The organism is Paenibacillus sp. EB106-06-01-XG199, from assembly GCF_058791575.1.
Genome location: NZ_JBYTDQ010000001.1, coordinates 77727 through 92919, shown reverse-complemented (window position 1 = coordinate 92919; position 15193 = coordinate 77727). Strand labels below are relative to the sequence as shown.

Annotated in this window: 13 protein-coding genes and 1 pseudogene; 3 read left to right on the top strand and 11 right to left on the bottom strand. The window is 38.5% G+C overall.

The features are described from left to right. Positions 1-65: 65 nt before the first annotated feature. Positions 66-899: a MurR/RpiR family transcriptional regulator gene (locus AC3WT9_RS00495; RefSeq protein WP_341094125.1), complete on the top strand. Its 834-nt coding sequence runs from the start codon at positions 66-68 to the stop codon at positions 897-899. A gap of 468 nt (positions 900-1367) precedes the next feature. Here the strand turns inward: AC3WT9_RS00495 and AC3WT9_RS00490 are convergent, their stop codons facing one another. Both AC3WT9_RS00490 and AC3WT9_RS00485 read right to left on the bottom strand, forming a co-directional pair. Then, entirely contained in the window at positions 1368-3290 is a 1923-nt protein-coding gene (locus AC3WT9_RS00490) for a thioredoxin domain-containing protein (RefSeq protein ID WP_341378979.1), read from the bottom strand. A 37-nt stretch (positions 3291-3327) separates the two neighbouring features. Continuing rightward, a complete protein-coding gene (locus AC3WT9_RS00485) occupies positions 3328-3489 on the bottom strand; it encodes a DUF255 domain-containing protein (RefSeq protein ID WP_020431545.1) in 162 nt (53 codons plus the stop codon). Between the two features lie 860 nt (positions 3490-4349). Here AC3WT9_RS00485 and AC3WT9_RS00480 point away from each other — a divergent pair. Then, positions 4350-5309: a restriction endonuclease gene (locus AC3WT9_RS00480; RefSeq protein ID WP_341378980.1), complete on the top strand. Its 960-nt coding sequence runs from the start codon at positions 4350-4352 to the stop codon at positions 5307-5309. Between the two features lie 238 nt (positions 5310-5547). On the opposite strand, the gene AC3WT9_RS00475 is transcribed toward AC3WT9_RS00480, so the two are convergent. From AC3WT9_RS00475 to AC3WT9_RS00455, 5 genes are all read right to left on the bottom strand, one after another. Beyond that, the gene (locus AC3WT9_RS00475; protein ID WP_341378981.1) at positions 5548-6420 is read right to left on the bottom strand and encodes a hypothetical protein; all 873 of its coding nucleotides are present in this window, start codon (positions 6418-6420) and stop codon (positions 5548-5550) included. A gap of 73 nt (positions 6421-6493) precedes the next feature. Further along, positions 6494-7417, bottom strand: a complete 924-nt coding sequence (locus AC3WT9_RS00470; protein ID WP_341378982.1) for a hypothetical protein — start codon at positions 7415-7417, stop codon at positions 6494-6496. Positions 7418-7562: 145 nt separating this feature from the next. Continuing rightward, on the bottom strand, positions 7563-9047 hold the full coding sequence (locus tag AC3WT9_RS00465) for a DUF8370 family protein (protein WP_341378984.1): 1485 nt from the start codon (positions 9045-9047) through the stop codon (positions 7563-7565). Positions 9048-9432: 385 nt separating this feature from the next. Beyond that, positions 9433-9648 carry a hypothetical protein gene (locus AC3WT9_RS00460; protein WP_492407153.1) on the bottom strand — a complete coding sequence of 72 codons (216 nt, stop codon included), beginning with the start codon at positions 9646-9648 and terminating at the stop codon, positions 9433-9435. 156 nt (positions 9649-9804) lie between these two features. Then, positions 9805-10941 carry a recombinase family protein gene (locus AC3WT9_RS00455; RefSeq protein ID WP_341378987.1) on the bottom strand — a complete coding sequence of 379 codons (1137 nt, stop codon included), beginning with the start codon at positions 10939-10941 and terminating at the stop codon, positions 9805-9807. A gap of 108 nt (positions 10942-11049) precedes the next feature. On the opposite strand from AC3WT9_RS00455, the gene AC3WT9_RS00450 reads away from it, so the two are divergent. Then, on the top strand, positions 11050-11226 hold the full coding sequence (locus tag AC3WT9_RS00450; protein WP_341378988.1) for a hypothetical protein: 177 nt from the start codon (positions 11050-11052) through the stop codon (positions 11224-11226). A 313-nt stretch (positions 11227-11539) separates the two neighbouring features. Here the strand turns inward: AC3WT9_RS00450 and AC3WT9_RS00445 are convergent, their stop codons facing one another. The 4 genes and pseudogenes from AC3WT9_RS00445 to AC3WT9_RS00430 all read right to left on the bottom strand — a co-directional run. Then, entirely contained in the window at positions 11540-11701 is a 162-nt protein-coding gene (locus AC3WT9_RS00445) for a hypothetical protein (protein WP_341378989.1), read from the bottom strand. Between the two features lie 305 nt (positions 11702-12006). Then, on the bottom strand, positions 12007-12810 hold the full coding sequence (locus AC3WT9_RS00440) for a hypothetical protein (RefSeq protein WP_341378991.1): 804 nt from the start codon (positions 12808-12810) through the stop codon (positions 12007-12009). A 157-nt stretch (positions 12811-12967) separates the two neighbouring features. Next, positions 12968-14749, bottom strand: coding sequence for an ATP-dependent nuclease (locus AC3WT9_RS00435; protein WP_341378992.1), 1782 nt, complete (start codon positions 14747-14749; stop codon positions 12968-12970). Positions 14750-14979: 230 nt separating this feature from the next. After that, positions 14980-15171: pseudogene (locus tag AC3WT9_RS00430) on the bottom strand (DUF255 domain-containing protein); the annotation flags it as partial. Positions 15172-15193: the final 22 nt, after the last annotated feature.

Genomic DNA, 15193 nt, shown 5'->3' with positions numbered 1-15193 from the left:
ATATTTACAACACACTGGGACCGTATAGTGGAAGCAGAATCTTCTAATCAGGAGGCCTTACCGCTATGTACAAAGACTGGAACCGCCGCCCCTTTTCACCGAATCAAAGGCTCCTTGCCGATTTCATCCCCAAAAATGAGCAGCGCGTCCTCTACATGACCGAGCAGGAGATCGCTAACGAGCTGGGCTTAAGCATCGCTTCGGTCTCCCGGTTCTGGAAAGCCGCCGGGTTCAAGCACGCCAAGGACTTCAAAAATCGGCTCCGTTTCCGTTTTGAATCCACTCCATCCGAGAAAATGCGCGATGTGATGCAGCGGACCGGAAGCGGCTCCCTCCCGCAAAAACTGCTGGAAATCAGCTCGCATCATCTCGAGGAGACCAGCCGGTATTTGAATGACGCGCTGCTGCAGCGTGCGGTAGAAGCCCTGTCTGCGGCAAGGCAGATCTATGTTTACAGCCCCGGTCCCTGTGCGGGCCTCGCTGAGTTGATGGCTTACCGTATGGCCCGCTTTGGAATTACGATCAAACGGATGGCCCCGAGCGGTCACGAGCTGCTGGAAACGCTGATGCATGCCGGCAAAAAGGATGTTGTGCTGGTGTTCGGATTTGTCCAGCTTTTGCCTGAAACGGAAGTGATTCTCGATTACGCGCGCGAAGCGGGGTATGTGGTCATCCTGATTACCGACAGACTGGTCTTCCCCCGTTCCTATGATGCCGATATCGTGCTGTACGCGGGACGCGGCGAAGTATGGGAGTTTCACTCCATGGTTGGCCCGACCTACATTATCGAGAATCTGATCCTCGGCGTGGGGCTACTGAGCAAGGAGCACAGTCTGCGCAAGCTGGATAAGCTTCAGCTGCTGCGTGCCCGGTACGGCAGTAAGCTTCCCCGGAGCTGAGCCGGTTGAGCCGGAACTGAGGGTTGATATACAAGTTAGGTTAGTCTCGTTAGTCTTGTTAGTAGTACTAGTCACGCCATCACGCTGGTATCGCCACATTAAGAAAGTCTAAAGTTACAAAAAACCGTCTAGTCAGAGGTGTGAAGTGCCCCATTAGAGTAGACATTGGAAATGACATTGAAATAGACATTGGTATAGACAGTGGAATAAACCTTGGTCTATCTGGTGCCTCTGCTTCGGTTTTTTCAAGGTACCGCATATAGATTGTCAGGTGTTTAGAGGGACCCAATAAATCCGCATTAAGAGTTCAGTAGTTGGAGTAGATGTTCAGTCCAGCCGCTGCCAGCGCACAAAAAAATCTTTGGCGCTTAATGTAGTAGGCCAAGCCGTTTCACGACAAAAGAGGAGCGCAGTTCTTCCTGCGCTCCTCTTGATTTACATAACGGGTTTATTGCAATTTCATTCTGCCTATTGCCGTGCCGCCAGCAGTTCCTTGACCGCCTCAGGATTATTAACCGGCTGGCGGCAGGCAAAGTTCCGGCATTCATACGCCGTCGCCTGTCCACCCACCGTCGGCTTGTCCGCCAGATGCGGCAGCAGCTTCCGCAGCGTATCCTCTCCGCTGCCTTCCCAGTTAACAATCAGTGCAGCATCCGGCAAGTAAGCTTGCTGCACCTGGGCGAGCATGCCTTGAAGCGCCGGGTCCTCCCGCTTGCCGGAGAGCACCCATTCCCTGCCGCCGGAAGCCATCGCCAGATGGGCCTGCAAATACATTGCATAACCCGGCGGGTACTCCGATGCAGCGGAAGACAACACCGCTGCGGTCCGCTCGGCAATTGCCTTCAGCTCCACATCCTGCGAGATTACTGACAGCTTCCATAGCAGCTTCGCCGCCACGGAATTCCCGGATGGTATCGCTCCGTCATACAATTCCTTGGAGCGGATCGGCAGCTCTTCACCATCGTGACCTGTGAAGAAGAACCCGCCTCCTGCCTCATCAATGAACAGCTCCAACAGTCCGTCCTTGAGCGTTAACGCACGCTCCAGGTAGAGAGCCTGGCCCGTAGCTTCATACAGCTCGGTCAGCCCCCAGAGCATAAAAGCATAATCATCCACATAGGCAGGGATTGCCGACTCCCCGTCACGGTAGCGGGCCAGCAGCCTGCCATCTTCACGCCACAGCTTCTTCCAGATGAAATCCGCCGCCGCTGCCGCGGCTTTGGCATACTCCGGCTTCTGCAGCGCCTTCGCTCCCTTCGCCAGCGCCGTGATCATCAGCCCGTTCCAGGAGGTGAGGACCTTGTCATCCTTGGACGGATGAATACGCTGCTCCCGGTACGCGAACAGCTTCTCGCGCCATTCGTCCGTGCGGGTCCGCAGTCCAAGCGGATTCATCCCCATCCGCTCAGCCATCTGATCCGGTAAGCCCTGCAGCAAATTCGGAATATTCGCACCTTCGAAATTCCCTTCGGGTGTAATCCCGTATACATGGCAATAGGAATGCATATCCTCAAGCCCTAGCGCTTCCTCAATCTGCTCACGGGTGAAGACATAGAACTTTCCTTCCACGCCTTCCGAATCCGCATCCTCCGCTGAGTAGAAGGCCCCTTCAGGCGAGGTCATATCACGCAGCACATACGTGAAGATCTGCTCCGCAATCTCCGCATACAGCGGCTTCTTCGTGATCTGGTACGCCTCCAGATAGGCAATGGCCAGCAGCGCATTGTCGTAGAGCATTTTCTCGAAATGCGGCACCAGCCATTCCCGGTCTGTAGAATAACGGGAGAACCCGAATCCCACATGGTCGTACATCCCGCCCCGGTACATGGCATCCAGTGTCTTCTCTACCATCCGTAGCGCTTCCGGCTGATCATAGTTCTGACTGTAGGCCAGCAAAAAAGATAAATTATGCGGCGAAGGAAACTTCGGCGCATTGCCGAACCCGCCGTATTCCTCATCGAATTGGCGGCGGTACAGTTCATAAGCTTCGTGCAGCAGTTCTTCGCCGGGAATTGCTCCTACGCTACCTTCGATGATACTTTGCGAGTTCTTCCGGTCCAGCGACTGAAGGTCCGCCAGCAGCTCATCTCCAAGCTTGTCCAGCGCTTCACCGTCCTGCTCCCATTTGCGGTGAATTTGCTCCAGCACATCCATCAGCCCAATACGCCCGAACATCTGCCGCTTCGGAAAATACGTCCCCGCATAAAACGGCTTCTTCTCCGGCGTCAGCAGCACCGTCAGCGGCCAACCCCCGCTCCCGGTCAGTGCCTGACACACCGACATATACAGTGCATCAATATCCGGCCGCTCCTCGCGGTCAACTTTGATGGCGACAAAATTGTTGTTAAGAAGCTGGGCGACTTCTTCGTCTTCGAAGGATTCGCGTTCCATTACATGGCACCAATGACAGGTACGTGTGAATCAACAACTAGCTATACCCAATAGATAAGAAGACAGGTTTGTTGTCGCGCTTGGCGATTTCAAAAGCCTCTTCCGACCAAGGGAACCAGTTCACCGGGTTATGGGCGTGTTGCAGCAAATACGGCGACTTTTCCTTGGCTAATCTATTGGGTACTTTGTGAGTTGTCATGGGGCATCACCTCTTTTCGTGTTGGATTTGGGTAAAGTATTGCTTAGGGTTAGTTTACCCAAAAAGGTGGGGGAGGGCGCAGGGGGATAAAAAACCAACTTAAAATTAATTAATTTATCTTTAATTTTGGATAACTTTCATCCCACTCCCTTTTAGAAAGGAAAGGATGTAGCTCTTTGCACCGTGCTAAAGCTCCTTCATCCACTGGCTCCAGTCAGACGCGGGTATTCAGAGAACATACACATGAAGAACTCAGCGCTCCACGTACCATGAATGGCTTCACTACTTCTCTTTGCCGCACTCTCTCTTGCCAGATATTCTATTGTCATTGTTCCTCATACGAATACCTCACTTTCTCTTTCACTTTAGCCATATTAGTTTCTAGCATCCCAGACTACAGCTATGGCCCTATGTAGACTCCTGACGATTCAGCTACAAACTCTCGACAGCAGTTACGATTTTCCCTTGTTTATTCAACAGGTCTCCTAAGAATAAGAACGTTCTCATTCCACCTTCGACCATAATTAAGAATATAAATTCCAATTACACCTTCTTTTCACATAATATTCAACACAGTTCTCTTCCCACCAAATGTACTGAATTTTGTCTATGAAAAATAACCTCTAAATTTCAGAAGAATTTCACATTTAACACTATAACTTCATGCACCTTTATAACACACCTTTAATCTAAACTAATCACTTCTCGCAATTAAAATAAAAGCAACCATATATTTAGCCATTCCAATAGTGTTGAGACATAAGGTAATATAGTACCTGTAAGTTATAAGATTATATAAATTGTAATTCGCTTGATTACCCATGCTTCTATATTGATATATCTAACAAGGAGAGACTTTTTTGAAAACACACGATAAGAATTCAATAATAAAGAAAATCATGGAAATAGAAGCCTCGAAAGGTGCAAAAAGTTGGGAATTCGAAAAAAAAATCAGTGAAATTCTAATACCGCTTTTAGAATATGAGGATTATAGAGCTGATTTTATACATGGTCCTAATGATAGGGGTACTGATATCATTGCTCTCAAAGAACTTAAGGAGCAGAATTCAACACTAAAACTAGGGGTCGTGTGCAAAACCACATTTGTAAGTGTAAAAGACATACATGCAACTTATGGTATGTCAATGTTGAATAATTTTGATAGGTTTATGATAATTACGAACAACAAAATCAGTAAAGATGCTCAAGCTACCATTCAACAGATTAAACCTTCCATCGAAATAATGGATCTAGAAAGACTTAAAGAATGGATAGGGAAAATTGAAACAGAAAGTGATATCAATAAACTTGAAATTCAAGACATTTTAAAAGCGGTTAGTAAGAGATTTGCTGCTATGGTGGCAGAAGATCCAACAAATCTTTATAAACTTGAGTGGAGAGATTTGGAAAGAATGATTGCCGAAATTTTCGATGGTATTGGTTTCAAGGTACAATTAACGCCATCCAGTAAAGATGGAGGCAAGGATATTATATTAGAATGTATTGTTGATGGAAAAGAATTCTCATATATCATTGAAATTAAACACTGGCGTTCTGGTCAGAAAGTAGGAAAGGATGCCATAAAAGATTTCCTCAACATTATAGTAACTGAGAAAAGAAAATCCGGACTATATTTATCAACTTTTGGATATTGTAATAATGCTTTTCAAAGTTTATCAGAGATAGAGAGGAAAAAAATAAAATTTGGAGATCAAGAAAAAATTGTATCCCTGTGCCAGACTTATTTAAAAATAACGTCTGGTATATGGTCCCCTCCAATTGCTTTGCCTGAAATTATTAATGAAAGAACAATTAATTAACTGTTAAAACAAACCAGGTCACCGAATTCCACATGTAGCAATAGATACGGTGATTTCCCCTTGGCTAATCTATCGGTTACTTTGTACGTTGTCAAAGGGGCATCACCTCGTTTCGTGTTGGATTTGGGTAAAGTGTTGCTTAGGGTTAGTTTACCCAAAATGGTGGGAAGGGGCTCAGAGAGTGAAAAAAAGGTAACTTCTTATTATTTAAAAGTCACCTTGTATTTGAAAATAATCCTTATTCTCTTTTAAAATTAACCAAAAAAATACTCAGGTAAAGATCCTCTACACGAAAGTCAGAATGTTTGTTTACCAGCATAGAAATTGCATCATCCCTTTTTAATACTTCCCCCACGCAACTAAATGACAACCTTTTATTGTTTTTTACAATATTACTCAATTCAACAAATCTATTGATAAAGTTAACTGGTGAAGATGTGAAGAAAAACTCCTCAAAGTAAATATCAGAATTCTTAGAACCATTGTAAGCATTAATAACCACCCGATTTGGGGCAACTTCAACAGAATTAATATATACATCTGATAAGGCTCGTGTAAAACCCACATCATCTTCATTTAAAAGTAACAAAGTTCTTCTTCTGACAGAGGGTGCCTTTGTTTTTGAATCGCCCTCTTTCATATCCGCCTCACCACCAGTAGTCGGATTAATATTTACAACTGAAGCTTCAGGAAGTTCAGAGTCTACACGTGGGTTCTTTTTCTCTCTTTTTGTTTTACCTGTTACGCCTGTCTTATTGCTATCAGTATTCTGTCGTTTTCTTTTGATATCATTAAGAATATCAGCTATATGCTTATCCGAGAGGGCCATAGTAGAGGTTGCTGAGTTTCTCGTACTTCTTGCAATTTTTTCTCTTTCAAAAAAGTCGGAACATTCAGTTGTATGGTCTTGTTTCGGCCAAGTTTTAAAATAAGCTTTTTTCTTGCCTTTTGGTACGTACTCCAACTTTGCAAAACATTCTTCATATGTGCAATATATATTATTTTTGACTTTATTAAACTCCGGATGATTTTCTATTGTACTAATTGAAATAGGCTCTTCAGTCTCTTCTCCATCTACTTTTATTCTATAAATAGCATCATATATTGGCATTATCAAAGCCTCCCTGTATAGTGACGTTTATAAATAATAATACAGCCAACAATTGAGTGAACTCATTCCCATTTTAATCATCAATAAGTATTTCATTAATTTTTAGATAAATGTTCCCAGTCTGTGCTGCATACTTACGTTTTCTAACTATCAAAGATACAAAATCAATTTGGTTTTCTAGCACAGCCATTAAATCTGTTCCGTCCATTAAGAGGATTGTACTTCTTCCTACTGAATGAATTCTTACTGCATCTTCAGAAAAGCCGTTTATTGACAAAAATAATCCTAGAGTGTTATCTAACTTTCTTTTAATTTTCCCTGTAAAGCTATCTAAATCAGATGCATCAGATAAATGAGTTCTCCATTTTGCTTCAAACAAATAATCAGTACCCTCAAGAGTAAAAGCACCGTCTATTTGTTCACCAGTGTTTCTAAAAGATGCTTTTGGATCTAAATCAAATAGCTCAAAAAGATCATACAGAACTTTTTCTAGTTCAAATCCCCGCTTTTGGTAGTCTTTTGAGGTAACTAAACTAAAATAGTTGCTTTTTATATCATCTAAGCGACTTAAAACAGCTTGGCTAGAACGGATTCGATGTAAGTTATCTAATCTCTTTTTCTTTATTTCCTCTTCTTCTTTAAACTTCTGTGCCTGATCTTCCACTACTCGTCTTAGATCAGAAACTGCTTGTTTTGCTCTTTCTACCTTTTTCTTACCATCTTCTAATTGTTCAAGATGGCGGAAACTTTCCATTCTTGTTACTTCAAATATTAGACGTCTTATATCACCTAGATATTTTTCCTGATTACTACATAAATCATCAACAATATCCGAAACTATTTGTCTTTTGTATCCATTCCAATCTGGCCTGTTAATTATAGAGTTATCATTAATGCAATTATTCAGAAAACTTTTGAGATTATTCTTGTACCAATATATGTTACATAACGCTTCTTTTAATAATTCAATAGCAACAGCCGATATTTTCTTTTCCATAATATCGTCTCTTTCTTCTTAGTAATTTTGGTTGACCTAGTTTCATGCTGCTTCCTATAAAATCAATTCCCTCATCACTGGAATATTTTATCACCTTAAAATGTGAGATTGGTTTATTTTGAGAAGTTCAGATTTCAAGTTTTGTCTAATTATTTAAAATTATGTTCTTTTTAATTCTTTCTAACAGATTTTCTACTTTATCCTCTTCGCTTTTTAAAGATTCCAACATAAAAATGATATCATTATCATCTAAAGGAATTATTAAACCATTATCGTTTTTATACGTATCAGAGCATCTTTGATATAAAAGTTCCTTATTATCAATATTTCTGCACATCAATATCCCAAATTTTCCTTTATTAAAAGAAAACCTTCCAGATAATTGATCGATTTCAGGGTTAGCAACATCTTTGCTATAATTTTTACATTCTATAAATATATAGCCACAGGGGATTTTGTTGATATTGTGTAGACGATGAAAAAAGCCACCTAGAGCGATATTACTCATGACAATATCTACTCTTTTCCTTCCTTGATGGATCTTCTCTTCTATTATGGGATTATTCAAATGAGGATAGAACAATATTTCGAGAATTGATTTTATGAACTTTTGATACTCAGAAGCATTTTTCGTACCAATAGGTATACTTTTCAAGCTAACTACTAATGCATCTACTAGTTTTTCAATAGATACTGATCCCGTATGTTCCATAAATTCATCGTTTGTTAATGATTTTACTTCTTTTGATTTCGAATTCCGAAATCGATCAAATATTTCAGGTTTTTTTTGAGTATATTGTCGCAAATAATCTTTTCTACTCTCAAAATCCCCATTACTAATTTGATTAGTAATTTGATTATTAACGTCTTTTTTTGGCAAATAATATACTCCTTTTCCATTCTTATATTTCTTAAATTTCACTAGAGACGACCTTCTCGCTAGTTGCTCGTCACGTTCATTGGTAACCACAAAATGCCATCCGTATTTCTGAGCATTATATTCTGATATATATGACACTATGGCTTTAGGAACCAAGAGTAACTCTCTTCCTTGATAAAATAACAAATCTTCTCTTGAAATTTCCCAATCTTCAGTATATCTATTCCAATATGGAAGTGAATCCTGATTAGTTAAAGGAATCCCCCAGATTTTACATTGCTCCTTGGTATAATCAATTAAATGCTTTCTTATTATATTTGTAGTCATATCAGATAATTTATCTTTGTCTATATCATCAACAAATACAACAATGTCTTCAATATTCTGTACAACTCCAGATTCTATCGCTTTGCTCTTAATTATTTCATTAATAATATCGGTAGCATTGCCTTGTCCCACTCCTCGGCCATTTTTTGTGCCCGTCTTACTAATCCCAAGACACGTTTCTTTAGGTTCAGACATAAACCGAAATAGTTCAATGGCCTTCGAATGTTCAGAATTTCTAATATACTCAACAACTTTGGAAAAAAAACTTTTTATCGTTCCATCTACTTCCACAGACCATGGATCACTTCTAGTGGAAATAAGATAAGGATCGATATATAATGGGTAGTCTCTATTTATTTCAATATTTACAAAATCCAGCTGAACTTGATCTGCTTTCAGGTCATATATATCACTAATTTTCAAGAACTCTACCCCCTTTATAATTGGGCATTCCTTCCTAGTAATGATAACATATATCCATTCATAAGTGGAATATATTGTACTTTATTGTCATCTTATGTTTTAGAGACTGTTTCAAAAGTCCTATTTTTTAAAAATACTGATTAGAAGTGGTCTAGACTACTATTAAAGTGAATATAGCAACTTCTTTTCTCTTCCTTATTAATTTCACTCATATTAGTCCAACTATTGCTAATCTAAACAACTTGGACATTGCAAATAGTTAACTTAGTAATAAGAGTGTTTCCAATGATCATTATATTGGCAATTTAGGTAATGCACCTCTGGAAAAAATACCAGAGGTGCATTAATTATTGTTGCATCTTGATTATTGTTGTGCCATGTAATTTCACCTATAACATACCGTCAACTCCACCCGATTCCCTTCCCGGTTATACACAATCCGCTCCACCAGCTTCTTCAACGCCCTATTCTTCTCTTCACTCGTAACCGCTACATCCCACAACTCCCTAAACTGCCCAATTCGCTCAACGATCTGCTCTACCGTAGGATAATTACTTTCATCTACTACCAGCTTTCGCAAATCCTCCAATTCTTTCTCCAAATGCTGAATCTGCCTTGTCCTAACAGCCTTTCGTTCTAAAAATACTTGCTTCGTAATAATATCCTCTTCATAAGATTCATGTAGCTTAACAAATGCCCGACTCTCTTTATGCAATTCCGCTTCTTTCATTTCAATTATAGCTTTCGTGTCGGAAAATCAATTATTATGCATTTCAATATCCCTAATAATGTTCGAGTCTAATTGAATTATTCGATCATACAATGCATTAAAGAATTCCTCATCCAATGCCTTTCCTTTCTGCTCGCACTTGCTCCCATCTTTATAATGGTGATAGCAAAGCGTATTCCAATATTGTCCTTTACTTTTGCTGTAAGCTACTCTGAACTGCATTTTACAACCGCATTTTTCACAATATAATAAACCTGACAAAGGAAATAGATTTCTGCGTCCATTTGGATTCATTAACCGGTTTTTGACCAACCGCTCTTTAATGGCATCATGCTCTTCTTGTGATTTTAGTTTTTCATGTACACCTATAGCTTTTATTTGTTCTTCTTCCGGTACAAATTCTACTTGTCCTCGCTTGGTTCGCGTCTTCCCATAGGTAATATAACCAAGATGAATTTCGCTTAGCAATAAACGCTGTACCGTCACGTTAGACCATCCCTTGTCTATACCATTTGGTTTTATATTATAAGGAGTCGGTATTCGGTTATCTGTCAACCAAATCGCAATTTGCCCCAGATTATTTCCATTTAAATATTTTTCTACAATGGTTCGATAAATTGGACGTTTAGCTTCATCCACAAGTACCGCTCTTGTATTCTTATCGTAATAATACGGAAACGGTGGTTTTCCATTCGTCCACATGCCTTTTTTAGCTCCTGCTTCTTTCCCCTGTTTCATTCTTCGCTTGATTGTCTTGTATTCCATCCTCGCAAAGATCGACATGAAATCAAATGAAACATCATCATTATCCACGTCTAAATCGTATACCTTATTGGGTGTAATAATTAATGTGTCTGAATTTAAAAACGTATCTTTAATCAGTGCCCAATCCTTGTTCTCCCCACGCCCTAATCTGTCAATATCCATGACCACTACGCCGTCATATAACTGTTCTTCCACATGTCTCAATAACCGCTGCATTTCCTTCCGTGATTCTATCTTTTCTCCAGAGGCCACTTCTTCATATAGTTTATAGGTCCAATTCTTATTCGATACCAAGGCCAGAAGGGTATCCCTATGCTTCGAAAGAACATCTTCAAATTCACCATCGTCTCTGGATTTCCTTAAATACACTGCTACATGTCTTATCATTTTATCTTTCATAAATCCCTTCTCCTAAAAGTTAATTTTGAGTTGCCTTTAGATTAGAATGTTGAACTTTTTTGATCGAGTTGATCAAAAAGAACAATTCAATTATTTGGAGGCAATGTAATGAAGAATAAATACACTTACGTAATAACTGAAAAGAATAATTGCTCTAAACAGGCTGCATATCAATTTCATAAGCATGTTGCAGAAATATTAAATCGTACGATCATAACTCCAATTGAATCCCCCTTACCTCATTTAAAAGTTCCCGATTCTACACAAGAAACATCTGAAAATTAACTAAATAAAACAAAAAAAATCCTGAGCGCTTGTACAAGCGCTCAGGATTTTTTCTACAAATTCGTTTGTATGAATTCTCGTTCCGCTTTCTTTAAATATCTACGCGAATTCTCAAATGTATGAAGATAGTTTTGTCGTAACAGCTTTAGTTTATCGAGAGAAGAATCCCCCGCTATAGCCTGTTTAATTGCTGGAATCATTTGGCTGTTCGTTACCCCGAATTTTCCCGGCTTAATTATATCCTCAATGTTTATTTGTTCTCCCTTTGTTTCTAGTGGTTCTATTTCCTTTTGAGTATCTGTCTCTTGAGCTACTAGCTCAATCTGAGTTGTTCCTTCTTGTAGCTTAACTTCTTCTGGAAATATTGATTGATTGTCTTACTGTCCCCTTCTATCGAATGATTTATATCAACGAGTACAGTAGTCCCCGTGAGACACGGCAGGGGGTGCAGCATTACATCCACTTGCACAATCATTACTTGCCTCATCAATCGCTGCAAAACTTCACGCCCGCAGCGGTGTATAACCGTCAGGCATTGCTCTTATCCATAAGCGAGTAATGGAAGGAACTTCGTTCCCCTCCCGCGCCTTCGCTTGGGCTTTGCCCTCCACCTGTTCCCCGGGTGGCGTAATAACTTTGTAATTATTTTCACAACTTGAAGATATCAAATTCTCTGTCTTGACATCGTGTAGCACCATAATGTTTCTGAAGCATCCTCATAAACATTTAGCTTACACATCATCATGATATTAGGCTTTATATAGCATTCTTGAATTACAATTAAGTTTCTAAAGCCATTAGGTTGATATCATTTAATCGGATATAAGGTTTATCATTCTTATTAAAAAATAACGTTCCTATGAAAATACAATAAATACCTTTATCCCATTGTGTCTTTTTCAATTTCGAATTATTAGAAACACTGTCACTTAATAAAATAGAAAATTCATATCCTTTCCCATCCCATACACCACAATTTAAAAATTGTTTATTAGATGAGATTGAGTTAACTTCACCCCAAAATATTTTTTTCTTTCCTCTGAGTGAATGATCTGCATTTCTGAAATGCACAATTAAATCAAAAGGATCTTTGTAGGTTTTACCTTCAAAAATGATCGGGATATCGATATCATCCAATAGATTATTAATCGCATATCTTAATAGTTTTTTTATTGTGATTTTGCAGGATTTATTACTTGAAGGATCAATTACATATGATCGAGATTTCTTTGTTTGCTCAACTTCAGTTAAAATTGAACCTTTATTTCTTTTTTCATGTAGCTCACCATTTTGTTCTAGGCTTAGTAACAATTCATTATATGTGACATTAATTTTGTTAACTTCTTCTTTAGTAGTATTATCGATATTGCTAGTATTACTCATTCCCTGGCCACAACCACCTATGTGTCTAGCAAAGAAGCATGATTGCTTACCATCTCTAGTTTTTCTTCTATAAAATGCTTGAACTCCGCACTCTACACATTTTAAATTACTCTTCGCAATCTCCTTTTCTATACTTGAGAGACTTTCAAATTTTAAAATAGATAATTTTTCTTTGCTAACTGAATTTATTACCAATTCCATCTTATATCACCTTGACCTTTTGCAATACTTTCCTCTAACGTTCTTGTTTTCACGACGTCCGACGAAGTCGGATGTGTCCGGCAGTTTCTACTTCCCTGAAATTCTTCTGCCGGACCGAGGGGATATGCCCGATGCGTGAATATTATGTTAGACGAAGTTATCTTTGTCTTTGGATATTATTCAATTCAAGGAATTTCTTAAGATTTTCAGGGAAGATAAGCTCTCCAAACTCAGATGTTTCTTTAATTATTCTCCAGATCTTCGCGCTATTTTTATCATTTGAGTCATACCCTAAAACAGACTCTAACTTAGGAATGTTAAAATGTATCTTCTCAAAAGAGGCTTCTTTAATCAGATTCCAATTTGTAGTTATCATCCCCTTTTTAGTTCTTTCACTCAATGGTTCACCTTTTGAATTAAAAACTTTAATATTTTCTAGTTCAGTATTATAGATATCACTTTCTTTAAGTTCTCCGATTGTTTCAAAAGAGAGCTTTGCCACAAAATTTTCTTCGAAGTCAAAATCATTGATAGCAAAATAATTTATGCCTAAGTGCTTACATAACTTAATTAAAATTAAAGCAGTTATTTTCCCATGATGAGGAACTATAGCGATGTTATTAAAATTCAAATAGGTTTCTGAGTATTTATTATCCTCAGTGAGTTCCAATACTTTTCTTCTGATAATTTCTTTGTAAGTCATCAGATCATTAGGGCCTTCTACAAGTAAAACTTTTTTGCTGAATAATATTTTATTTAGGTTTGGCTCAATTAGCTTGATGTAATTATTATAATCATCAATTTCAGAAAGCAACTCATCAAAAATTTCTTCGTTCTCTTCGACTTCGAGAAACTCACTATTATGTTTGTTGTATTTAAGTACTGTTTGCTTAGTATCTTCATCAAATTCAAAACGAATCAATCCTCTAGTATCAAAGACATCCAACATTTTGTCAGAATGAGTAGTATAAATTACTTGGTGTCCTTTCTCAGCTAAGCCACAAAGAACAGTTTTGTAGAAATATTCTTGATGGTTCTCATGTAAAAAGCTTTCAGGTTCTTCGAATAAGAAAAGACACTTATCTGTCTCATTGCTCTCTGCAATCGCTTGAATAATAGCCATGACAAACATAGAAATATAACCATCACCAAAATGGCTGATCGGTACAAGGTTTTCCATGTCACCATTAAGACCAACTTTGAACATCATCTCTAAGAATATATCCTCATACTCAGGCAATCCAAATTCAATATGACACTGATTTTGTCTCAGGTTAGTCGAATAATTAATTTGTATCCTATTTAAAAAATCATTCAAACTGGAGTCAGCCATTACCTTATCAGTAGAGGACTTTACCTCTGCTTTGAATTGATCTTTTTTATCTGCCATAATACCATCTCTATCAACTATACTTTTGATATGTTTTGCTAAAAATGAAGATAAATTCCCCCAACTTGTTTTCTTTGTTGATATTTCTTTTTTAATTTCATGAAAATTTATGTAGAATATTTTAAAGTATTTAGCTGCACCAAATGAGGTATAGAGTTGTCTCTCTCGCTTCCCATCTTCGTAAGAGTTGATTCTGGCACTTTCTATTTCAATTCCATCGAGTTCGATATCCAAATAATGATATCCAGTAAGATTTGCTATCTTACCTTCTACTTTATGTTCACTACTACTACTCATTTTTGTTGCAATTAGAGGTATATTATCATAGCTACGATTATGAAAGTCATTAATTGTAAAGCTATCTTTAGTAACATACTTTTCTGTTATTCCATATAAAATTGAATTCAAAAAATTCGTCTTTCCTGCGTTGTTGTACCCCACTATAGCTACTGGTTTTTTATAATCTTCTTTAGGAAAGTGAACTACAACTTTATCTCCAAAAGATCTATAATTTTTAATCATTATATCTTCTATACGAATATAACTCATATGACTACACTCCTTTAGTTCTTAAATAGATAATTTTGTCTAACATTATATTCACGAACTTTGTGAAACTACAAACTTTATCTCAATATTCAAATATTATCCGGTAGAAAGTCTCGATGAATTATAATCTTATTATACTTCAAAATGGAAAAATATGACGAACATTCCCCTTCCCCTGTATCCAATAGAAAAACTCCCACTAATACTATTAGCAGGAGTTTCTATGGAAATTGATTTTCACGAACATCCCACCAATGACAGGTCGAATAGCCGACGGATAAAAAGATCGGCTTATTTTCAGACTGTGCTTTAGCAAAAGCCTCGTCTCCCCAAGGATACCAATCCACGGGTTTGTGGGCGTGTTGTAGAAGATAGAGTGATTTTTCGTTTGCTAATCTATTGGGTACTTTTTGAGCTGTGATGTTTCAGGTTACTGTCCCACAT